The organism is Planctomonas deserti, assembly GCF_003067705.1.
Lineage (GTDB): Bacteria > Actinomycetota > Actinomycetes > Actinomycetales > Microbacteriaceae > Planctomonas > Planctomonas deserti.
In genome coordinates this window covers 823,418-844,006 of the sequence record NZ_QANL01000001.1, presented here as the reverse complement: position 1 = coordinate 844,006, position 20,589 = coordinate 823,418, and the positions used below count along the sequence as shown (strand labels likewise).

Sequence of the window (20,589 nt, the reverse complement as noted above, 5' to 3'; positions counted from 1 at the left end):
AGCAGATCGGCGTCGGTCAGGAACGCAACTCAGCAGATCCCGGTCGAGGCTCGGCGTGTCGACGCCCGGACACGGCGTGTCGAGGGAGATTTGCTGAATTGCGCAGAGGGTGGCCGGAGGGCGGTGGCCAACTGAGGTCTTGGCTCCCGGCAGCCCAGGTCCCGCCAGTACCGGCGGGCCCGGCCGCTCCCGCACAGCGCGCCCCGCCGAGGGTGCGGCCCACATCCTGCCGGTGCCGGGCGGCCGGAGCGCGGGCTGCGGCCACCATGGGCTGGTCGAAAGGATCGGCGATGGTCGACGGTGTAGTGGATGCCCGCACGGAGTACGAGACCGCGCTGCTGCGGCGCCAGCGCGAGGAGCTCGGCGGGCTCGTGGCCCGGATGTCCGTGCTGCGGCGGGTGCTGCCGACCGGCGGCATGGTGTACTGGCGGTCGCGTGCCCAGCGGCGCTACCTCGAACGGCTGACGCGCGTCGAGGACCTCCTGGAGAGCGCCGCCGCCGAGCTGCAGGGCGCGCTCGCGGCGACGGGCACGGCCCTCGCCCGGCGGGAGAGGCAGGCGTGAGCGACGACCTTGTCGTCTCCGGCGGCGGCTCGACGGCCGTGGCGACCGAGGAACTGCTCGAGCACGCCCAGGATCTCGAGCACGTCCGGGACGGGCTCGAGATCTGCCGGGACCGCCTGGCGTCCTGGCCGCTGGTCGAGGAGGTGGACCCGAGGGTCACCAACCACCTGACCTGGGCCCGCGGCGCCATCGCGGACGCCCTCCAGGAGAGCGGGAGTCTCGCGCGGGCGTTGCGTCTCTCCGCCGAGCGATACGGCGCCCTCGAGCGGACGCTCGCGCTCGTGCAGAGGACGTCGGGGGAGGCGGTTGCCTACTGGGCGGGCATGCTGCTGCCCGGGATCGTGCTCACCCACGGGCCGGCGGTCGCCCTCGCGCTCGCCGTGGGCGCCGTGACGATCGGGACCCCGCAGGGGCGGGCCGTGGTCGGCGGTGCCGGCGACTGGCTGCGCGACAACCCCGCCGTCGTGAACAACGCCCTCGTCGCATCGCTCACCCGCACCGCGGTGTCGTCGGTCGACGACTTCGGGCTCGGCGTCGTGCTCGCCCCGCCCGCGGCGCGCCACCTGCTCGGCGAGGAGGGCCTCGACGTCGGCCTTCCTCTGGCGGGCGCGGTGGTCACGGGCGCCGCCGGCGCGGCGGGGCTGCTGCGGGAGACTTGGGTGGCGGTGCGCCGGGTGCCCCTGCCTGTGGACGGGCCGGATGCACCCGCGGCAGGAGGGCCGGTGAGCACGGCGACGGCTACCGCGACCGCGACCGCGAGTGGTGTCGGGGCGGTGGCGACGGATGGTCGCGCGGGCGCACACGCGACCCCCGCAGCCGTCGCCGCGCCACGCGGGTACGCCGATCTCGCGGCGCGGGTGCCGCGGTCGGCACCCGAGGGCGCGCAGATCCGGATCGAGCAGTACGGCGACGGCGACGAGGGCAGGCGCTTCGTCGTCTACGTCGCGGGCACGGCGGACGCGTCGCCGCGCTCGTCGGCCGACCCGTGGGACGTCACCTCGGACATCGGCACGGTGACGGGCGCCGACGCGGGCGCCGTGCGCGCCACCGAGCAGGCGATGCGGGAGGCGGGCGTCGGCCCGGACGACCGCGTCGTGCTCGCCGGCTACTCGCTCGGCGGGATCGTGGCACGGGAGGTGGCGGACCGGGGCACATTCCCCGTCGACGGGGTGCTCACCCTGGGGTCACCGGTCGGCCAGATCCGGGTCCCCGACGGCGTCGCCGCGGTGTCGGTCGAGCACAGCGAGGACGTGCTCGCGGCGCTCGGCGGTCACGGTCTCGCCGCGGAGGACGGCGGGAACGCGGTCGTGGTCCGGCGCTCCGTCGCGGCCGAGCTCGCCGAGGGTGGCACGACGCTGTTCGCGGCCCACGGGTTCGACCGCTACGCCGAGACCGCTGCGCTGCTTGACGACTCCGAGGAGGAGCGGATCCGCGACTTCCGGGCGACGCTCACGGGCTTCCTCGGCGAGCGCGAGCAGGGAACGGTGTCGCTCTGGCGGGCGGACCGCATACCGGACGCGCCGCTGACGCCAGACTGGACCGCGTCGGCGCCGCCGGAGAAGCTCACGCCGGAGAACCTCACCCCGGAGAAGTTCTCACCAAAGAACTCCGCACCCGAGAACCTTGCACCGGAGAGCTCTCCGGCGCCGGGGAACCCGGTCGCGTCGGGAACGGAGGCGGACTCGGTCAGTCCCGGTCGCGGCGGGCGAGCGGGCGCAGGACAAGGCCGATGACCCAGCTGAACAGCGCCATCAGCAGGGCCCCGAGCACACCCCACCAGAAGCCGTCGACGGACAGCCCGAAGCCGAGCAGGCCCGAGATCCAGGCGACGAGGAGGAACAGCAGCCCGTTCACGATGAGCGCGATGAGCCCGAGCGTCAGGAGGTACAGCGGGAACGCGACGATCTTGATCGCCGTGCCGATGACGCCATTGACGATGCCGAACAGCAGGCCGAGCAGCAGGTACGTGAGCACGACGGCGAGGGGGTTGCCCTCCTCGTACGGGGTGACGTGCGTGCCGGCGACGATCAGCGTGGTCAGCCACAGCGCGATGGCGTTCGTGACCGTCGAGATCAGGAATTTCGGCATATGCCCACTATGGCATCGCTCCTCCCCCCGCCACCACGGGAGCCGCGCCCCACCCGCCGCATAGACTCTGGTGCCGTGAGTGCCCACGACGACAAGCCACCCGTCCGCCTCCGGCCCGAGATCGTCGCTCTCCCTGCGTACCGGCAGGGCAACCCGGCATCCGATGACAGCTACAAGCTCTCCTCCAACGAGAACCCGTTCGAGCCGCTGCCCGGCGTGCTCGAGGCGATCGCCGGCGTGCGCTCGATCAACCGCTACCCCGACGCCACGGCCGGCGCACTCAGGGAGGCGCTCGCCGCGCGCTACGGCGTCACGCCGGATGAGGTGCACGTCGGGGCGGGATCGGTGTCGCTGCTCGCGCAGTTCATCCAGGCCGCCGCGGGAGCGGGCGACGAGGTCGTGTACCCGTGGCGGTCCTTCGAGGCGTACCCCGGGCTCGTCACGGTCGCGGGTGCGACCGGCGTGCGGGTGCCGAACCTGCCGGACGGCAGCCTCGACGTCGCCGGGCTCGCCGCCGCCGTGACCCCGCGCACCCGGGTGGTTCTGGTCTGCACCCCCAACAACCCGACCGGCACCATCGTGACCGCAGCCGAATTCGCCGACCTCATGCAGCGCGTCCCGTCCGACGTCCTCGTGCTCCTCGACGAGGCGTACACGGAGTTCGTGCGCGACCCCGCGGCCGTCAACGGGGTTCCGCTGCTCGCGCGGTACCCGAATCTCGTGGTGCTGCGCACGTTCTCCAAGGCGTACGGCCTCGCCGGGCTGCGGGTCGGCTACGCGCTCGGCCCGGTCCGCGTGCTCGACGCGGCGCGGTCGACCGCGATCCCGCTCTCGGTCACGGCGGTCGCGGTCGAGGCGGCGCTCGCCTCGCTCGACCGCGAGCCCGAGCTCCTCGAGCGCGTCGACCGCATCGTGCTGCTCCGCGACCGGGTGCGCGAGGCGCTTCTCGACCAGGGCTGGGCCGTCCCGGAGGCGCACGGCAACTTCGTCTGGCTGCCCACGGGCGAGGCGACGGCACGGGCCGCAGAGGTGTTCGCCGAGCACGGCGTCGTCGTGCGCGCCTTCCCACCGGAGGGCATCCGGGTCAGCATCGGGGAGGAGGAGTCTGTCGACAAACTCCTAAAGGCATCGGAGGACATTGTCCGCAACCTCACGAGGACCACTGAGGGGCGCCGGTAGGTTAGTCGAATGGCGGAATCCGAAACGACGGTGTCCCTGCTCTCCGCGGAGGGCAGGCTGGAGCCCACCCCCTCCGCCGAGCAGTTCCTGCCCTACTTCGAGAAGCTCACCGAGGCCGACTACCGGCAGTTCTACGCCGACATGGCGCAGGTCCGGGCCTTCGACGCCGAGGCGACGCACCTGCAGCGCCAGGGCCAGATGGGCCTGTGGCCGCCGAGCACCGGCCAGGAGGGCGCACAGGTGGGCTCCGCCCGGGCGTCCCGTCCCCAGGACCACATCTTCCCCTCCTACCGGGAGCACGCCGTCGGGCTGATCCGCGGCATCGACCTGCTCGGCATCATCGAGCTGATGCGCGGCACGACGCACGGCGGCTGGAACCCGCAGGAGACGAACTTCCACCTCTACACGCTCGTGATCGGGTCGCAGGCCCTGCACGCCACCGGCTACGCCATGGGCGTGAAGTTCGACGGCGCCGTCGGCACCGGGGACCCCGACACCGACACCGCCGTCATGGTCTACTTCGGCGACGGCGCGACGAGCCAGGGCGACGTCAGCGAGGCCCTGGTCTTCGCGGCGAGCTTCCAGACCCCGCAGGTGTTCTTCCTGCAGAACAACCACTGGGCGATCTCGGTGCCCGTCAGCACGCAGTCCCGGGTCCCGCTGTACCTGCGGCCCCGCGGATTCGGCATCCCCAGCACGCAGATCGACGGCAACGACGTGTTCGCGAGCTACGCCGTCACGGCCAAGTACCTCGACGACGCGCGCAGCGGGCGCGGCCCCGGCTTCATCGAGGCCCTGACCTACCGCATCGGCGCGCACACCACGAGCGACGACCCGACCAAGTACCGCACCGACGACGAGCTCGCCTCCTGGGTCGAGCGCGACCCGGTCCTGCGGCTCGAGACCTACCTCCGCGGACTCGGCGCCGACGACGCGTTCTTCGGCGACGTGCGCGAGGAGGCGGCCGACCTCGCCGCCGACATCCGCCGCCGTACCCTGACCCTCGGCACCCCGCCCGTGGGCAAGATCTTCGACCACGTCTACTCCGAGCCGCACCCGGTGATCGAGGAGCAGAGGGAGTGGCTGGCGCAGTACGAGGCGTCTTTCGACGATGCGTCGGCGTCGGTGGAGGGGGAGCGGGCATGACCGACATCCAGACGGCACAGACCGGCGAGGCAGCGCCGACCGGCCAGGCGACACAGGCGGCGCACGACGCGGATGCCGCACAGCTGGCGGCCGACTCCATCCAGACCATGCCGCTCGGCCGCGCGCTGAACGCGGGCCTCCGCAGGGCGCTGCAGGACGACGACCGCGTGCTGCTGATGGGCGAGGACATCGGCAAGCTCGGCGGCGTCTTCCGGGTGACCGAGGGGCTGCAGAAGGAGTTCGGCGAGCAGCGCGTCATCGACACGCCCCTCGCCGAGTCCGGCATCATCGGCACGGCCATCGGCCTCGCCATGCGCGGCTACCGCCCGGTGTGCGAGATCCAGTTCGACGGGTTCATCTACCCCGGCTTCGACCAGATCACGAGCCAGCTCGCGAAGATCACCAACCGGCACGAGGGCTCGGTGAGCATGCCGGTGGTCATCCGCGTGCCGTACGGCGGGCACATCGGCGCCATCGAGCACCACCAGGAGAGCCCCGAGGCGTACTTCGCGCACACCGCCGGCCTCCGCGTGGTCAGCCCGAGCACCCCGAACGATGCCTACTGGATGATCCAGGAGGCCATCGCGAGCGACGACCCGGTGATGTTCTTCGAGCCGAAGGCGCGCTACTGGCCCAAGGGCGAGGTGAGCCTCGCGGGCAACCCCGTGCCGCTGCACGCGAGCCGCGTGGCCCGCGCGGGCACCGAGGTCACCCTCGTGGGCCACGGCGCCATGGTGACGATGCTCCTGCAGGCCGCCGAGATCGCCGCCCAGGAGGGCACGAGCGTCGAGGTCATCGACCTGCGGTCGCTGTCGCCCATCGACTACGGCCCGATCCTCGAGTCCGTGCACAAGACCGGCCGGCTCGTGGTGGCCCAGGAAGCCCCCGGTTTCGTGAGCGTGGGCTCCGAGATCGCCGCGACTGTCACCGAGCGGGCGTTCTACTCCCTCCAGGCGCCCGTGCTGCGGGTGTCCGGATTCGACGCGCCCTTCCCGCCCGCGAAGGTCGAGTCGCTCTACCTCCCCGACGCCGACCGCGTGCTCGACGCGATCGACCGCTCCCTCGCCTACTGACGAGGGCGCCCGCCTTCCCGAACCCCACCGCGACAGCATCCGGAGTTGCCATGACCGATTCACAGTTCAACCTCCCGGACGTCGGGGAGGGCCTGACCGAGGCGGAGATCGTGTCGTGGAAGGTCGGTCCCGGCGACGCCGTGAGCGTCAACCAGGTCATCGTGGAGATCGAGACGGCGAAGTCGCTCGTCGAGCTGCCGTCCCCGTACTCCGGCACCGTGTCCGGGCTGCTCGTGCAGGAGGGTGACACGGTCGACGTCGGAACGCCGATCATCTCCATCTCGTCGGAGTCGCGCGTCGGGGTCGAGGCCCCGCTCGCGACGCCCGCCCAGGCGGCCATGCCGCTCGAGGCCACCATGGCGGTCCCCGGCTCCTCGGCAGCGACGGGCCCGGTGGTCGCGGGCGTGCCCCACGAGCAGCCCGCCCCGGCCGCCCCCACCGAGGCGGAGGACGCCGCAGCCGATGCCGCCGCGAGCGTCTCCCGAGAGGCGGACGAGAAGCCCCAGGCCGTGCTCGTGGGCTACGGCACCAGGAGCGGCGCCCCCGCGACCCGCAGGCGCCGAAGTGACACCGCCGGTGCGGCCGCTCCGACGACGCGGCCCGCGCCCGCAGCGCCGACCGCGCCCCGAGCGGGACAGCCGACGCCACGCTCCGTGCCGCTCGCCCAGTCCGTCGGCCCGATCATTGCGAAGCCGCCCGTGCGCAAGCTCGCCAAGGACCTCGCGGTCGACCTCGCGACCGTCACCGCCACCGGCCTGCTCGGCGAGATCACCCGCGACGACGTCGTGCGCCACGCGTCGCAGGCGAGCGTGTTCAAGAACCTCGAGACGCCCGAGTGGTCGCCCGAGCGCGAGGAGCGCATCCCCGTGAAGGGCGTGCGCAAGGCCATCGCGCAGGCGATGGTGTCGAGCAAGTTCTCCGCCCCGCACGTCAGCGTGTTCGTGGACGTCGACGCCACCCGCACGATGGAGTTCGTCAAGCGGCTGAAGACCTCGACGGACTTCGCGGGCGTCAAGGTGTCGCCGCTGCTCATCATGGCGAAGGCCATGATCTGGGCCGTGCGGCGCAACCCGACCGTCAACTCCTCCTGGAGCGACTCCGAGATCGTCGTGCGGCACTACGTGAACCTCGGCGTCGCCGCCGCGACGCCCCGCGGCCTCATCGTGCCGAACGTCAAGGAGGCGCAGTCGATGTCGCTCCTGCAGCTCGCGCAGGCGCTCGAGCAGCTCACCATCACGGCGCGCGACGGCAGGACCAGCCCGGCCGAGATGGCGAACGGCACCATCACGCTCACCAACATCGGCGTCTTCGGCATGGACACGGGCACGCCGATCCTGAACCCGGGCGAGGTCGCCATCGTGGCGCTCGGCACCATCAAGCAGAAGCCGTGGGTGGTGGACGGCGAGGTGCGGCCGCGATTCGTCACGACCGTCGGCGCGAGCTTCGACCACCGGGTCGTGGACGGCGACGTGGCGAGCCGGTTCGTGGCGGACGTGGCGAGCGTGCTCGAGGAGCCCGCCCTGCTCCTCGACTGACGGCCGCGAATCGCACCGCATACACCGAGCGGCTGATTTTGACAATCATTCTCAACTGCGCGTAGGTTGAGCGCGTGAAATCCCCCTTCGCCGCCCTCGCCCTGTCCGCCGCCGCCCTGCTCGCCCTGGCGGGCTGCGCCGGAACCCAGCCGGCCGCGGGGGAGCAGCCGGCCGACGCGGGGATCCGGGTCGTCGCCACCACGACGCAGGTCGCGGACTTCACGCGAGCTCTCGTCGGCGACGACGCCACCGTGACCCAGCTCATCCAGCCGAACCAGAGCGCGCACTCGTTCGAGCCGACGCCGGCCGACCTGCTCGCCATGGGTGAGGCGAACGTGCTCGTGTCGAGCGGCTCCGGCCTCGAGGAGTGGCTGGACGACGCCGTGGAGGCCTCCGGGTTCGACGGCGAGGCCATCGTCGCGACGGAGGGCATCGAGCTGTCCGCTGACGAGGCGGGCCACGAGGGGGAGACGGCCGAGGAGCACGCCGACCACGCGGGCGAGGAGGCCGGGCACGAGGGGGAGACCGCGGAGGAGCACGCCGAGCACGCGGGCGAGACGGCCGAGACCGGGCACGAGGACGAGCACGCCCACGCGGCAGGCAACCCCCACGTGTGGACCGACCCGCGCAACGCCGCGACCATGGTCGCCACCATCGCGGAGGGCCTCGAGCGTGCGTCCGCGGCGGACGCCGACGCCATCGCCGAGAACGCCGAGCGGTACACCGCGACCCTGACGGCTCTGGACGAGTGGAGCGCGGCGGCCATCGATGCCGTTCCCGCAGAGCAGCGCCTCCTGGTGACCAACCACGACGCCTTCGGCTACTTCGTCGAGCGCTACGGCATCACCTACGTCGGATCCGTGCTCCCCGGTTTCGACGACAACGCGGAGCCGAGCGCGGCCGAGATCGACGAGCTCGTGGCGGCCATCCGCGCCACCGGCACCCGTGCGGTGTTCTCCGAGACCTCCATCTCGCCGCGCGCCGCGGCCACGATCGCCGAGGAGGCCGACGTCGCCGTGTACGACGGCGACGACGCGCTGTACGGCGACTCCCTCGGGCCGGACGGCAGCGACGGCGCGACCTACGTCGGATCCCAGGTGCACAACGTGCGCGTGCTCGTCGAGTCCTGGGGCGCGACGCCCCCCGACCTTCCCGCCGCCGTGAGCGAGGCGGTGTGAGCTCAGCCCTGCGGATCAGCGGCGGCGCGTTCGGCTACGGCCACGCGCCGGCGCTGGTCGGCGTCGACATCGACGTCGAACCGGGGCAGGCGGTGGCGCTCATCGGACCGAACGGCGCGGGGAAGTCGACGTTGCTGAAAGGCGTGCTCGGGCTGGTGCCCCTGCTCGCCGGAACGATGGACATCCTCGACCGGCCGCGCGCACAGGCGGACCGCTCCAGCCTCGGCTACCTGCCGCAGGCGGACGACCTCGACCCCGAGTTCCCCGTCTCGCTCGAGCAGGTCGTGCTCATGGGCCGGTACCGATCCATGGGCTGGCTGCGCGGACCCCGACGCGCCGACCGCGCCGCCGTGGCGACCGCGCTCGAGACCGTCGGGCTCGCCTCGCGCGCCCGCGCCCGGTTCGGCACGCTGAGCGGCGGGCAGCAGCAGCGCGGCCTCCTCGCACGCGCGATCGCCGCGAACCCCCGCCTCCTGCTCCTCGACGAGCCCTTCAACGGCCTCGACCAGACCAACCGCGACGCCCTCATCGAGACGCTTCAGGCTCTGAAGGAGCGCGGCGTGGCGATCCTCGTCTCGACCCACGATCTCGAGCTCGCGCGGCTCGTCTGCGACCGGGTCCTGCTGCTCAACGGCAGCCAGGTCGCATTCGGCGACCGGGACGCCGTGCTCACCCTCGAGAACGTGCAGCGCACCTTCCGGGAGGTGCAGGTCGAGCTGGACCAGCACACGTTCGTCACGCCGGGGCACGATGGGCACTGATCCGTTCGACCTGCTGTTCGCCCCGTTCGCGCTGCCCTTCATGGGCCGCGCGCTCGCCGTGATGCTCGTCCTCGCCGTGGCGGCCGGCGTCGTCGGAGTGCTCGTGAACCTGCGCGGCCTGGAGTTCACCACCGACGGCCTGGTGCACGCCGTCTTCCCGGGGATCGCCATCGGCTTCGCGCTGGGCGGCACGCCGGGCCTGTTCGTCGGCGCCGTCGTCGCCGCGGTGGTGGGTGCCGTGCTGCTGACCGTCGCGGTCCGGGCGGCCGTTGCCTCGGACTCCGGGGTCGCCATCGTGCTGACCGGCATGTTCAGCATCGGCGTGCTCGCGGTGTCCCGGCAGTCCGACTACAGCGGGCAGCTGGAGTCGCTGCTCTTCGGGCGCATCCTCACCATCACGGCGGGCGAGGTGACGCAGACCCTCGTGATCGCGGTGCTCGCGCTCGCGCTCGTGCTCGCGACGCTCAAGGAGCAGGTGTTCCGCGCGTTCGACCCCACCGGGAGTGCCGCGGCGGGCTACCGCCCGATCGTCCTCGACCTCGTGCTCAACGTGGCCATCGCTCTCGTCGTGGTCGCCGCGTCGAGTGCCGTGGGCAACCTCCTCGTGCTCGCCGTGCTGATCGTCCCCGCCGCCATCGCCCGGCTGCTCACCGGCCGGCTCATCCTCCTGTTCCCGATCGCTGCCGCGACGGCCGCCCTCGCGGCGTGGCTCGGGCTGTCCGCGAGCTTCGCCGCATCCGTGAGCACGGGCGTCAGCCTGCCGAGCGGTGCCACCGTCGTCGCCGCCCTCGTGGTCGGCTACCTCATCGCCCTCGCCCTGCGCGCCCTGCGCGGGCGGCGGGGAACGGTAGCCGCCTGATGGGCTACTTCGAGCGGGCGCTGCTGGCGGCGTTGCTCATCGGCTCGCTGAGCGGCCTGGTGGGCAGCCTCGTCGTGCTGCGCAGGCGCACGTTCTTCACCCAGGCGCTCACCCACGCCACCTTCCCCGGCGGCGTCGCGGCGGCGCTCCTCGGCGTGAACGTGCTGCTCGGCGCGGCCGTCGCCGCCGTGCTCCTCGTCGGCGTCATGACCCTGCTCGGCCGCGTCCGCGGCCAGGGCGGCTCCGTGGCCTCCGGGCTGGTGCTGACCGCCGGCTTCGCGCTCGGCGCTCTCCTGCAGGGGCTCAACCCGTCGTTGCCCATCCACGTCGACACGTTCCTCGTCGGCTCCATCCTCACCGTCTCCGTCGGCGACATCGCCCTCGCCGGGGGAGTGCTCGTCGCCGTCGTCGCGACGCTCCTGCTCGCGGGCAAGGAGATCGTGTTCTCGACCTTCGACTCCACGGGCTTCCGCGCCGCCGGGTACCGGGAGTGGCCCATCGAGCTGCTGACCCTCGGGCTGATCACCGCGACCGTCGTCGTGGCCATGCCCGCCGTGGGATCGATCCTCGCCATCGCTCTGATCGCCGCCCCCGCGGCCGCGGCACGCCTGGTCGTCCGCACCTCGACGCAGCTGTTCGTGCTCGCTCCCGTCGTGGGCGCCGTCGCGGCCGTCGGCGGTCTGCTGCTGTCCCGGGCGCTCGCCGTGAGCGCGGGCGCGACCATCGCGCTCACCGCCGCCGCGATCTTCGTGCTGGCCTCGGCTCTCACCCGGCGAGAGGGCTTACGGTGGGTGCGATGAAGAGGAACACGTGGCAGCGCGAGGCCGTGCGGGAGGCGTTGGTCACCGCGGACGGCTTCGTCAGCGCGCAGAGCCTGCACTCGACGCTCCGCGACGGCGGCTCGCCGATCGGGCTCGCCACGGTGTACCGGGCGCTGTCGGACCTCACCGACGGCGGCGAGGCGGACTCCCTGCAGTCGATGGAGGGCGAGGCGCTCTACCGCGCCTGCACGAGCGGCGGGCACCACCACCACCTCATCTGCCGCAATTGCGGCCTGACCGTCGAGATCGAGGCCGACGCGGTCGAGACCTGGGCGACCTCGGTCGCCGCGGCGAACGGCTTCACGCAGCCCCAGCACATCGTCGACGTCTTCGGCCTCTGCGCCGCCTGCTCCCGGGCCGCCGCCGAGCAGTAGTGCCCGCGGGCCCCGCACCGGGTCGCTGAGCTCTCCCCGGTCGGTGAGCTCCTCTCGGTCGCTGAGCTTGTCGAAGCGACGTAAGCCGCGTCCGTCACGTCCCTTCGACGGGCTCAGGGACCGTGCCGGTTGCGTCCCCTCGGCAGGCACAGGGACCGTGTGGGTTGCGTCCCTTCGACGGGCTCAAGGACCAAGAAGGCGTGCCGCGCAAGGGGGGCGCGGAACTCGCCGAGCGCGAGCATCCTCTGGTCAAGGGGGCGCACAGAACGCGCGTGGAAGGCCCTTCCGGATGCTCGGGTACCCTTGAGGGTTGCTTTTTACTGAATCGGCGGGTCGTGCACTGCACGGATCCGCCGCACCATCGTCACGGAAGAAGTGCTCCCGCTGTGCCCCAGAACCACCTGAACGTCCGCCATCGTCACCCCTTGCGTGACCGCCTCCCCGGCGCCGCCAAACGCCCTGAAGCCCCCGCCTCGCCACGCAGGCGCCGACCGGACCACTCCGGCCACCGCCTGCTCCAGGCCCGCAAGGCCGGCTCCGTGAAGCTGTACGCGCCCGAGCATCCGCGCCTCGACCGCGCGGTGTTCGGCGTCACGGCCGCCCTCGCCGTCGGCTTCGTGATCTGGGGGTTCGTCAGCACCCCGAGCCTCGGTGCGGTCTCGTCGACCGCCGAGGGCTGGGTCATCGAGAACACCGGGTGGCTCTTCGTGCTCGCCGCCAGCTTCTTCGTGGTCTTCGTTATCTGGCTCGCCGCCAGCAAGTACGGGCGCATCAAGCTCGGCGCGGACGAGGAGGAGCCGCAGTTCCGCACGGTGTCCTGGATCGCGATGATGTTCAGCGCCGGCATGGGCATCGGCCTCATGTTCTTCGGCTCGGCCGAGCCGCTCAGCTTCTTCATCTCCCCGCCGCCCGGCACCACCGCGGCGGAGAGCCAGGAGGCCGTGCGCACGGCGATGGCGACGTCGCTGTTCCACTGGGGCCTGCACCCCTGGGCCATCTACGCGGTCGTCGGCATCGCCATCGCCTACGGCACCTACCGCAAGGGGCGCCGCCAGCTGTTCTCCTCCCTTTTCTGGCCGATCTTCGGCCGCAAGAGCGAGGGCTGGGCGGGCAAGGTCATCGACATGCTCGCGATCTTCGCGACGCTGTTCGGCTCCGCCGCGTCCCTCGGCATCGGGGCGACGCAGATCGGTGCCGGCATGCAGTTCCTCGGCTGGTCCGACTCGCTGGGTGCGCCGCTGCTCATCGGCATCATCGCGGTGCTCACCGTCGCGTTCGTGGCGTCCGCCGTCTCCGGCATCGCCCGCGGCATCCAGTGGCTGTCGAACATCAACATGGTGCTCGCGCTCGTGCTCGCCGCCTTTGTGTTCCTCGTCGGGCCGACCCTGTTCATCCTGAACCTGCTGCCCGCCACCATCGGCGGCTATCTGGGCGACATGGCGGAGATGGCGTCCCGCACGGCGGCCACCGGCGGCGAGGACACGAGCACCTGGCTCTCGAGCTGGACCATCTTCTACTGGGCGTGGTGGATCTCCTGGACGCCCTTCGTCGGCATGTTCATCGCGCGCATCAGCCGGGGGCGCACCATCCGCGAGTTCGTGACGGGCGTGCTGCTCGTCCCGACGATCGTCGCCCTCATCTGGTTCTCGATCTTCGGCGGCTCGGCGATCGACGCCCAGCGCGACTCCGGCGGGATGACCGTGGACGGCGCGGTCAACTCGAACGCGACCCTGTTCCAGCTCCTTGCGCACTACCCGCTCGCGGGCATCAGCTCGGTGCTGGTGATGGTGCTCGTCGCGATCTTCTTCGTCTCGGGCGCGGACTCCGCCTCCATCGTGATGGGCACGCTGTCCCAACGCGGCGCCATCGAGCCGGCTCGCGGCGTCGTCATCTTCTGGGGCGTGCTCATGGGCGCGGTCGCCGCCATCATGCTCGCCATCGGCGGGGGAGGCGCCGAGGCGCTGACCGGTTTGCAGAACCTCACGATCGTCGCGTCGCTGCCGTTCGTGCTGATCATGCTGCTCATCGCGTTCGCGCTCTACAAGGACCTGCGCACCGATCCGCTCATCGCGCGCCGCCAGGCCGCGGTGGAGATGGTGCAGGACGCGGTGGTGCAGGGCGTCGAGCAGCACGGCGACAACTTCCAGCTCTCCGTGGACGCCCGCCCGCCCGCCGAGGAGCCCGCCGAGGCTCTGCCCGGCGAGCCGCACGTCGACGGCGGGTTGCCATCGTCGATCAATCCCCGTAATGTATGACGTTGGCCGTGAGGGCCTCTCCCTCGCGGATCGCACGCCAATCCCACTCCTCGCCATCGTGAAGTGGGTCCGCGCGTGCCGACAAGAGATCTTGGGCAGAGCAATCCGGCTCTGCGGTACTGGAGGATAACCATGGCAGCAACCTGCCAGGTGACAGGAGCCGTTCCCGGCTTCGGTCACAACATCTCGCACTCGCACCGGCGCACCAAGCGGCGCTTCGACCCGAACGTGCAGAAGAAGACGTACTACGTCCCCTCGCTCCGTCGTAACGTGACCCTCACGCTGTCGGCCAAGGGGATCAAGGTGATTGACGCCCGCGGCATCGAGTCCGTGGTCAAGGACATTCTCGCGCGTGGGGTGAAGATCTAATGGCGAAGCAGCAGGACGTACGTCCGATCATCAAGCTCCGTTCGACGGCCGGCACCGGGTACACCTACGTGACCCGCAAGAACCGTCGCAACAACCCCGACCGCATCGTGCTCAAGAAGTACGACCCCGTAGTGCGCAAGCACGTCGACTTCCGTGAGGAGCGCTAACCATGGCGAAGAAGAGCAAGATCGCGCGCAATGAGCAGCGCAAGGTAGTCGTCGAGCGGTACGCCGCGAAGCGTCTCGAGCTGAAGAAGGCCCTCGTGGACCCGAACGGCACCGACGAGTCCCGCGAGGCCGCCCGCCTCGGCCTGCAGAAGCTGCCCCGCAACGCCTCGCCGGTGCGCGTGCGCAACCGCGACGCCGTCGACGGTCGCCCCCGCGGTCACATCAGCGCCTTCGGCATCTCCCGCGTGCGCTTCCGCGACATGGCGCACCGCGGAGAATTGCCGGGCATCACCAAGTCAAGCTGGTAGGTTACGAGCGGTCGACCCCGACCGTTCGGCCTCAGTGGCCGCTTTCGACAAGAGAACAACAGGGCTGTTCCTTTCAACGGCTCTCTCGTCCGAGGAGGACAACCAATGGCAGATAACACCCTCAACCGCACGGAGCTGGTTGCCGCGGTCGCGGCCGAGTCCGGCCAGAGCCAGGCTGCCGTCAACGGCGTGCTCGACGCTCTGTTCTCGACGCTGTCCAGCAACGTTGCCCAGGGCGTCAAGGTCACCGTCCCCGGCTGGATCACGGTCGAGCAGACGGCACGCGCCGCCCGCACCGGCCGCAACCCCCAGACGGGTGAGCCGATCGACATCGCCGCAAGCAAGGGTGTCAAGATCTCGGCCGGTAGCAAGCTGAAGGCTGCCGTCAAGTAGTTCTGCTTTCTTCGAAGAGGGGGGTGCCGGAATCGGCGCCCCCCTCTTTGGTGTTCCTCGCGCTGCGAGTCAGTTGCGGTCGCTGAGCTTGTCGAAGCGACGTGACGGCTCTCAGAGGCTGGCGCGCGTCCCTTCGACAGGCTCAGGGACCGGGTGGGCCGCGTACCTGCGTGGCCGCGATTTCCTGCCGCGCACCGTTTCATAGCTGGACGGCGCCCAGGGAGCTCGCCGCCGCACGCCGTAGTCTTGATGGGCCATGGCCAGAATCGTTCGCGTCGCGGGTCCCGCCCTGCTCCTCGCGGTCTCCTTCGCGTCCCTCCTGCTCGCGCTCGCGATCGGCGGCGCCGCGAACCCGCTCCCGCTGCAGGACCCCGGACCCGCCGTCCGCTACGGCCTTCCCGTCGCGAAGATGCTCGTCAACCTGACGGCGGCCGTGACCATCGGATCCCTGCTCCTCGCCTGCTTCGCCCTGACGCCCAAGCGGCCGGAGTTCGGACGCGCCCTCGACATCGCGGCCGCGTCCGCCGCCGCGTGGACGGTGGCGGCCGCGGCGACGGGCTTCCTCACCTTCCTCGAGGTCACCAACCTCCCGGTCTCGCTCGATCCCGACTTCGGCACCGCGCTCGGCGCGATCCTCACGTCGACCTCCATCGGCCAGGCCTGGCTCGGCACCGCGCTCATCGCCGCCGCCGTGACCGTCCTGTGCTTCGCGATCCGCAACCTCACCGCGCTCGCCTTCGTGTTCGTGCTGTCGATCGCCGGCCTCGTGCCCATGGCGCAGCAGGGCCACGCGGGCGGCACCGAGAGCCACGACGCGGCGGTCACGGCGCTCGGGCTGCACCTCGCGTTCGCGGCCGTGTGGCTGGGCGGCCTGCTCGTGCTCGTGCTCCTGCGAAGCACGCTCGGCGGGGATCGTATCCCGGCCGTGCTGTCCCGCTACTCGACGGTCGCGCTCGTCTGCTTCGTCGTGGTCGCCGCGTCGGGATACGTCAGCGCCGAGATCCGCGTCGGCTCGCTCGACCGTCTCGCCACGCCGTACGGCCTGCTCGTGCTGCTCAAGGTGTTCGCCCTGATCGCCCTCGGGCTGTTCGGCGCCGCCCAGCGGCGGGCGATGATCCGACGGGTGGAGCGCAGCACCGACGGCGGCAACCGCCCGTTCTGGACCCTCGTCGCGGTGGAGCTCGCGTTCATGGGGCTCGCCTCCGGTGTAGCGGCGGCGCTCGGCCGCACCGCGCCGCCGGTGGAGGAGGTGCCCGCGACCGACCTCGCCCGCGCGACCCCCGCCGAGATCCTGACGGGGTCGCCGCTGCCGCCCGAGCCCACGTTCTCGCGCTACCTGACCCTGTGGAACGTCGACCTGATGTGGGTGCTGCTCTGCGGCTTCGCGATCTTCTTCTACCTCGCCGCGGTGTGGCGGCTGAAGCGGCGCGGCGACACCTGGCCGCTGCACCGCACCGTCCTCTGGGTCGCGGGGATCCTGCTGCTGTTCTACGTGACGAACGGTGGCGTGAACGCCTACGAGAGCTACCTGTTCAGCGTGCACATGCTGGCGCACATGACGCTCGGCATGGTCGTGCCGCTCTTCCTCGTGCCCGCCGCGCCCGTGACCCTGGCGATGCGCACCATCCGCAAGCGGACGGACGGCAGCCGGGGCGGGCGGGAGTGGTTGATGCTCGGCGTGCACTCGAAGTTCGCCGCCGTCGTGGGGCACCCGGTCGTGGCGGCCGTGCTGTTCGCCGGCTCGCTGCTCGTGTTCTACTACTCGCCCCTGTTCAGCTGGGCGACCACCGACCACATCGGGCACCAGTGGATGATCGTCCACTTCCTCATCGTCGGCTACCTCTTCGTGCAGGCCCTCATCGGCGTCGACCCGACTCCGGTGCGGCTGCCGTACCCGATGCGGCTGCTCCTGCTGCTCGGCACCATGGCCTTCCACGCGTTCTTCGGCCTCTCGCTGATGACCGGCAGTGGGCTGCTGCTCGCCGACTGGTACGGCGCCATGGGCTGGGGCACCAGCGCGCTCGAGGACCAGCGGGTGGGCGGCGGCATCGCCTGGAGCGTCGGCGAGATCCCGACGGTTGCCCTGGCGATCATAGTCGCCATCATGTGGAGCAGGACCGACGACCGCGAGTCCAAGCGCCTCGACCGCAAGGCCGACCGCGACGGCGACGCCGACCTCGGCGAGTACAACCGCCAGCTCGCGAAGCTCGCCTCGCACGACTAGCGCGAGGCGCTCGAGCGCGGGGTCCTGCTCCTGTCCACGATTCAAGCTCGTGTCGCAGCACAGCCTGAACTGCGCACGGGGTCCTGCTGCTACAGGGCCTCGAGCCGCAGGGTGCCGTCGGCCAGGGGGACGACGCGGTAGCTCACCGAGAACGGCACGTCCTGGTCGAGCCGGGTGACGCGGCCGTCGTAGAGCGACCGCACGTCGACGACGATGTGCGCCGCCCCCGTCGTCTCCGGAACGAGCCAGGCCGGGTCGGCGGGATCCGCGCTGAACGGCTGCAGGGCGACCTGCGGCGCGGACGCGATCGACCACCGCGGCTCGCCCTCGATGCGGTCGCGGATCCGCTGCCCGAACGGGCAACCCGCCGGAAGCAGGACGCGCTGGTCCGCGCAGTCGGCGAGATAGGCGTCCAGCTCCTTCTGCACCTGGTCGAGGAACACGCGGTTGGGCCGCGGCGCCACCGTGACCGGCACGGTCTCCCCCGCGCCGTCGACGAGCACCGGCACCGGGGCGGCGGACAGGTAACGGGACTCGTGGGCGACCGCGTAGCCGGACGGGGCGAACACGAGGTACGACGCGCCGCCCGAGCCCTCGAGGGCGCGCGGCTCGAGGGTCGTGTCGACCGCGACGCCGTTGGCCGTGAACGTGGTCGCGTGCGCCACCGTGACGTCGAGCTCGGACACCGGGCTGACCGCGAACTCCCACGTGCGGAACAGCAGGAAGCGCGCTCCGGTCGGCCGCACCTCGAACGTCGTCGTGCCGGGCACCCCCGCGGCGGTGTAGCCCACCTCGACGGAACGGGTGCCGTCGGGACCGGTCCTCACGCCCCGCATGCGGACGTCCTCGAGCTCGCCGACGGCGACGCCGTTCAGCAGCGCGCGCGAGCCCGACTCCGGCACGGTCACGCCCGGCATCTCGAGCGCCGCCCGCCCGTCCTGCCGGGCGAGCGCGTCGAGGTACGACCGCACGAACCCGCCCGCGCTGTAGACGGTGCTGTTGAGCGCGATGACGGTGCCGGCGAACGCGGCGAGGAGCAGCACGAACGCGAGGGACCAGCCGAGGACCGCCCGACGCATCCCCTCCAGCCCCCGCTCGGTGTCCCGCATCACGCCGACATCCTACGGTGGCCGTGGGAAGGGCCCGCGATCGGCGGGTATCGTGAGTGTGCCCGTTCGCCGCTGTCCCGGCGGACCCGCGCCGCATCCGCCCCGGCATCCTTATCCGCGCCCCGTACCGACGAAAGTGACCGAACGTGCCCGCACACTCGCTCTCCTACGAGCAGGCGGCCGTCTTCGAGGCGATCGAGAAGACGCGAGACCACATCTTCGTCACGGGACGCGCGGGTACGGGGAAGTCGACGCTGCTCAGCCATCTCGCCTGGCACACCGACAAGCAGGTCGTCATCTGCGCCCCGACGGGCGTCGCCGCCCTGAACGTCGGCGGGCAGACGATCCACTCGCTCTTCAAGCTGCCCATCGGGGTCATCGCCGACCACGAGCTGGAGCAGACGCAGGAGCTCCGCAAGCTCCTGAACACGATCGACACCCTGGTGATCGACGAGATATCCATGGTCAACGCCGACCTGCTGGACGCCATCGACCGCAGCCTCCGGCAGGCCCGCAGGCGCAAGGACGAGGCGTTCGGCGGCGTGCAGGTCGTGCTGTTCGGCGACCCGTACCAGCTCGCGCCCGTGCCGGGGGATGCGGACGAGCGCGCGTACTTCACCGACCGTTACCGCTCCATGTGGTTCTTCGACGCGCAGGTCTGGCGGGACGCCGAGCTGCGGATCTACGAGCTCACCGAGATCCACCGCCAGCACGAGGACGCGTTCAAGGAGATGCTGAACGCCGTGCGCCACGGCCGGGTCACCGCCGAGATCGCGGGCGTGCTCAACGAGATGGGGGCACGGCCGGCGCCCGCAGAGGGCGCCATCACGCTCGCCACCCGCAACGACACGGTGAACCGCATCAACGCCGCGGCGCTCGGCCGACTGCCCGGCCGCAGCCTGACCGCGGCGGCGGAGGTGAGCGGCGACTTCGGCGGCCGCACCTACCCCGCCGAGGAGAAGCTCGACCTGAAGGTCGGCGCGCAGGTCATGTTCCTCCGCAACGACGTCGACCAGCGCTGGGTGAACGGCAGCGTCGGCTCCGTCACGAAGATCGACACCAACGTGTACGTCGAGGTGGACGGCGACGAGTACGAGGTCGAGCCCGTGACGTGGGAGAAGTACCGCTACTCCTACTCGCCGACAACGAAGGAGCTGCGGCGGGACGTCGTGGGGGAGTTCACCCAGTTCCCGCTGCGCCTCGCCTGGGCCGTCACCATCCACAAGTCGCAGGGGAAGACGTACGACCGCGCGGTCGTCGACCTCGGCTCGCGGGTGTTCAGCCCGGGGCAGACCTACGTCGCGCTGAGCAGGATCACCGACCTGTCCGGCCTGTACCTGACGCGTCCGCTGCGGCCGGCGGACATCATCGTGGACCTCAACGTGCGGCGCTTCATGTCCGAGGCGACGCGCATCCGGGTGCCGCGTCCCGCGTCGGCTCCGGATCCCGCCGGGGAACCGGCGGCGGAGACGGCGACCGCGACGAGCTAGGGGTTGCCCGGCCCGGCTGACGCGGAACTGCCCGGGCAGGAGGATCCTGCGCAGCGTGAAGCTGGGCACGATCCCGCTGCCTGGGCAGGGGGCGGTGCAGGCGCGGGTCCCGCTAGTGGTCGCTGTGCACGCCGTGCGACGTGCCGTGCGGCACCGCGGACTGGCCGGCGTGGGTGTTCGCGAGCGCGGGCGTCGTGAGGGCCGACATCACGGCGGCCCCGGCGAGCACGCCGAGCAGGTACCGGCCGACGCTGGGTTCCGACGCCTGGCGTGGAGCCGTCGCAGCCTCCGTCGCGGCGGAGGGATCGCTCGCCCGCAAAGCCCGACGGCGGTGCACGGCGAGCACGCCGGCGACGAAGAGGGAGAAGAGGGTCGCCGACCCCATGGCGAGGAACGGCAGGGGCGCGAGCAGCTCCGGGGTGCCGCTCACACTCGCCGCGGTGATCAGACCGGCCCAGAGGGCAATCGGTGCGAGCGCGCCGAGCAGGGCTGCGGTGGGTACCGGCGTCCTGTCCCTCACGATCGTTGCTGCGCCCCACGCCATCTCCGCGACGGCGATCGCGACGAGGGGGACCCCGAGGACGAGAGGAGCGCCTGCGCCGAGGGCGACGTGGATCAGGCCTGCGGCGATGGCGGCCATGGCCAGCCAGGTGCGGGTGATCGCGGTCATCCGGGGGTGCTCCTCTCGTTCTCTACG

21 protein-coding genes are annotated in these 20,589 nt (G+C 71.5%); 17 read left to right on the top strand and 4 right to left on the bottom strand.

Going from position 1 to position 20,589, the window contains the following annotated elements; translation table 11 throughout:
* The first annotated feature begins 290 nt into the window (after positions 1 to 290).
* Complete coding sequence (locus DAI20_RS03840; protein ID WP_108249207.1) at positions 291 to 563, top strand: hypothetical protein; 273 nt, start codon at positions 291 to 293, stop codon at positions 561 to 563.
* Between the two features lie 1,381 nt (positions 564 to 1,944).
* Here DAI20_RS03840 and DAI20_RS19135 read toward each other — a convergent pair.
* Both DAI20_RS19135 and DAI20_RS03830 read right to left on the bottom strand, forming a co-directional pair.
* Positions 1,945 to 2,340: a pentapeptide repeat-containing protein gene (locus tag DAI20_RS19135; protein ID WP_438501980.1), complete on the bottom strand. Its 396-nt coding sequence runs from the start codon at positions 2,338 to 2,340 to the stop codon at positions 1,945 to 1,947.
* On the bottom strand, positions 2,250 to 2,651 hold the full coding sequence (locus tag DAI20_RS03830) for a phage holin family protein (protein ID WP_108249205.1): 402 nt from the start codon (positions 2,649 to 2,651) through the stop codon (positions 2,250 to 2,252). The genes DAI20_RS19135 and DAI20_RS03830 overlap by 91 nt, the downstream gene beginning before the upstream one ends.
* A 75-nt stretch (positions 2,652 to 2,726) precedes the next feature.
* Here DAI20_RS03830 and DAI20_RS03825 point away from each other — a divergent pair, with 75 nt between their 5' ends.
* The 15 genes from DAI20_RS03825 (at position 2,727) to DAI20_RS03755 (ending at position 17,293) form a co-directional block, all read left to right on the top strand.
* Positions 2,727 to 3,830, top strand: coding sequence for a histidinol-phosphate transaminase (locus DAI20_RS03825; RefSeq protein WP_240605854.1), 1,104 nt, complete (start codon positions 2,727 to 2,729; stop codon positions 3,828 to 3,830).
* 9 nt (positions 3,831 to 3,839) lie between these two features.
* Positions 3,840 to 4,976 carry a thiamine pyrophosphate-dependent dehydrogenase E1 component subunit alpha gene (locus DAI20_RS03820; protein ID WP_108249203.1) on the top strand — a complete coding sequence of 379 codons (1,137 nt, stop codon included), beginning with the start codon at positions 3,840 to 3,842 and terminating at the stop codon, positions 4,974 to 4,976.
* 107 nt (positions 4,977 to 5,083) lie between these two features.
* Positions 5,084 to 6,049, top strand: coding sequence for an alpha-ketoacid dehydrogenase subunit beta (locus DAI20_RS03815; RefSeq protein ID WP_108249730.1), 966 nt, complete (start codon positions 5,084 to 5,086; stop codon positions 6,047 to 6,049).
* A gap of 50 nt (positions 6,050 to 6,099) precedes the next feature.
* The gene (locus DAI20_RS03810) at positions 6,100 to 7,584 is read left to right on the top strand and encodes a dihydrolipoamide acetyltransferase family protein (protein ID WP_108249202.1); all 1,485 of its coding nucleotides are present in this window, start codon (positions 6,100 to 6,102) and stop codon (positions 7,582 to 7,584) included.
* Positions 7,585 to 7,658: 74 nt separating this feature from the next.
* Entirely contained in the window at positions 7,659 to 8,762 is a 1,104-nt protein-coding gene (locus DAI20_RS03805; RefSeq protein ID WP_108249201.1) for a metal ABC transporter substrate-binding protein, read from the top strand.
* Positions 8,759 to 9,523, top strand: a complete 765-nt coding sequence (locus tag DAI20_RS03800) for a metal ABC transporter ATP-binding protein (RefSeq protein WP_108249200.1) — start codon at positions 8,759 to 8,761, stop codon at positions 9,521 to 9,523. Before DAI20_RS03805 ends, DAI20_RS03800 begins: the two co-directional genes overlap by 4 nt.
* Positions 9,513 to 10,382: a metal ABC transporter permease gene (locus DAI20_RS03795; protein ID WP_108249199.1), complete on the top strand. Its 870-nt coding sequence runs from the start codon at positions 9,513 to 9,515 to the stop codon at positions 10,380 to 10,382. Before DAI20_RS03800 ends, DAI20_RS03795 begins: the two co-directional genes overlap by 11 nt.
* On the top strand, positions 10,382 to 11,182 hold the full coding sequence (locus DAI20_RS03790) for a metal ABC transporter permease (protein ID WP_108249198.1): 801 nt from the start codon (positions 10,382 to 10,384) through the stop codon (positions 11,180 to 11,182). The genes DAI20_RS03795 and DAI20_RS03790 overlap by 1 nt, the downstream gene beginning before the upstream one ends.
* Positions 11,179 to 11,577, top strand: a complete 399-nt coding sequence (locus tag DAI20_RS03785) for a Fur family transcriptional regulator (protein ID WP_108249729.1) — start codon at positions 11,179 to 11,181, stop codon at positions 11,575 to 11,577. The genes DAI20_RS03790 and DAI20_RS03785 overlap by 4 nt, the downstream gene beginning before the upstream one ends.
* Positions 11,578 to 12,089: 512 nt before the next feature.
* Positions 12,090 to 13,832 carry a BCCT family transporter gene (locus DAI20_RS03780; RefSeq protein ID WP_438501979.1) on the top strand — a complete coding sequence of 581 codons (1,743 nt, stop codon included), beginning with the start codon at positions 12,090 to 12,092 and terminating at the stop codon, positions 13,830 to 13,832.
* A gap of 132 nt (positions 13,833 to 13,964) precedes the next feature.
* On the top strand, positions 13,965 to 14,201 hold the full coding sequence (rpmB, locus tag DAI20_RS03775; RefSeq protein ID WP_108249197.1) for a 50S ribosomal protein L28: 237 nt from the start codon (positions 13,965 to 13,967) through the stop codon (positions 14,199 to 14,201).
* Positions 14,201 to 14,368, top strand: a complete 168-nt coding sequence (rpmG, locus tag DAI20_RS03770) for a 50S ribosomal protein L33 (RefSeq protein WP_108249196.1) — start codon at positions 14,201 to 14,203, stop codon at positions 14,366 to 14,368. Before rpmB ends, rpmG begins: the two co-directional genes overlap by 1 nt.
* A gap of 2 nt (positions 14,369 to 14,370) precedes the next feature.
* Entirely contained in the window at positions 14,371 to 14,676 is a 306-nt protein-coding gene (gene rpsN, locus DAI20_RS03765; RefSeq protein ID WP_108249195.1) for a 30S ribosomal protein S14, read from the top strand.
* A 105-nt stretch (positions 14,677 to 14,781) separates the two neighbouring features.
* Positions 14,782 to 15,069: an HU family DNA-binding protein gene (locus DAI20_RS03760; protein WP_108249194.1), complete on the top strand. Its 288-nt coding sequence runs from the start codon at positions 14,782 to 14,784 to the stop codon at positions 15,067 to 15,069.
* Positions 15,070 to 15,325: 256 nt separating this feature from the next.
* The gene (locus tag DAI20_RS03755; protein WP_108249193.1) at positions 15,326 to 17,293 is read left to right on the top strand and encodes a bifunctional copper resistance protein CopD/cytochrome c oxidase assembly protein; all 1,968 of its coding nucleotides are present in this window, start codon (positions 15,326 to 15,328) and stop codon (positions 17,291 to 17,293) included.
* An 89-nt stretch (positions 17,294 to 17,382) separates the two neighbouring features.
* Here DAI20_RS03755 and DAI20_RS03750 read toward each other — a convergent pair whose 3' ends face one another.
* Positions 17,383 to 18,402, bottom strand: coding sequence for a hypothetical protein (locus tag DAI20_RS03750; protein WP_108249192.1), 1,020 nt, complete (start codon positions 18,400 to 18,402; stop codon positions 17,383 to 17,385).
* A gap of 146 nt (positions 18,403 to 18,548) precedes the next feature.
* On the opposite strand from DAI20_RS03750, the gene DAI20_RS03745 reads away from it, so the two are divergent.
* Positions 18,549 to 19,892 (top strand): ATP-dependent DNA helicase, encoded by a 1,344-nt coding sequence (locus DAI20_RS03745; RefSeq protein WP_108249191.1) that lies wholly within the window; start codon positions 18,549 to 18,551, stop codon positions 19,890 to 19,892.
* A 112-nt stretch (positions 19,893 to 20,004) separates the two neighbouring features.
* On the opposite strand, the gene DAI20_RS03740 is transcribed toward DAI20_RS03745, so the two are convergent.
* Positions 20,005 to 20,562: a hypothetical protein gene (locus tag DAI20_RS03740; protein WP_108249190.1), complete on the bottom strand. Its 558-nt coding sequence runs from the start codon at positions 20,560 to 20,562 to the stop codon at positions 20,005 to 20,007.
* Positions 20,563 to 20,589 lie beyond the last annotated feature (27 nt).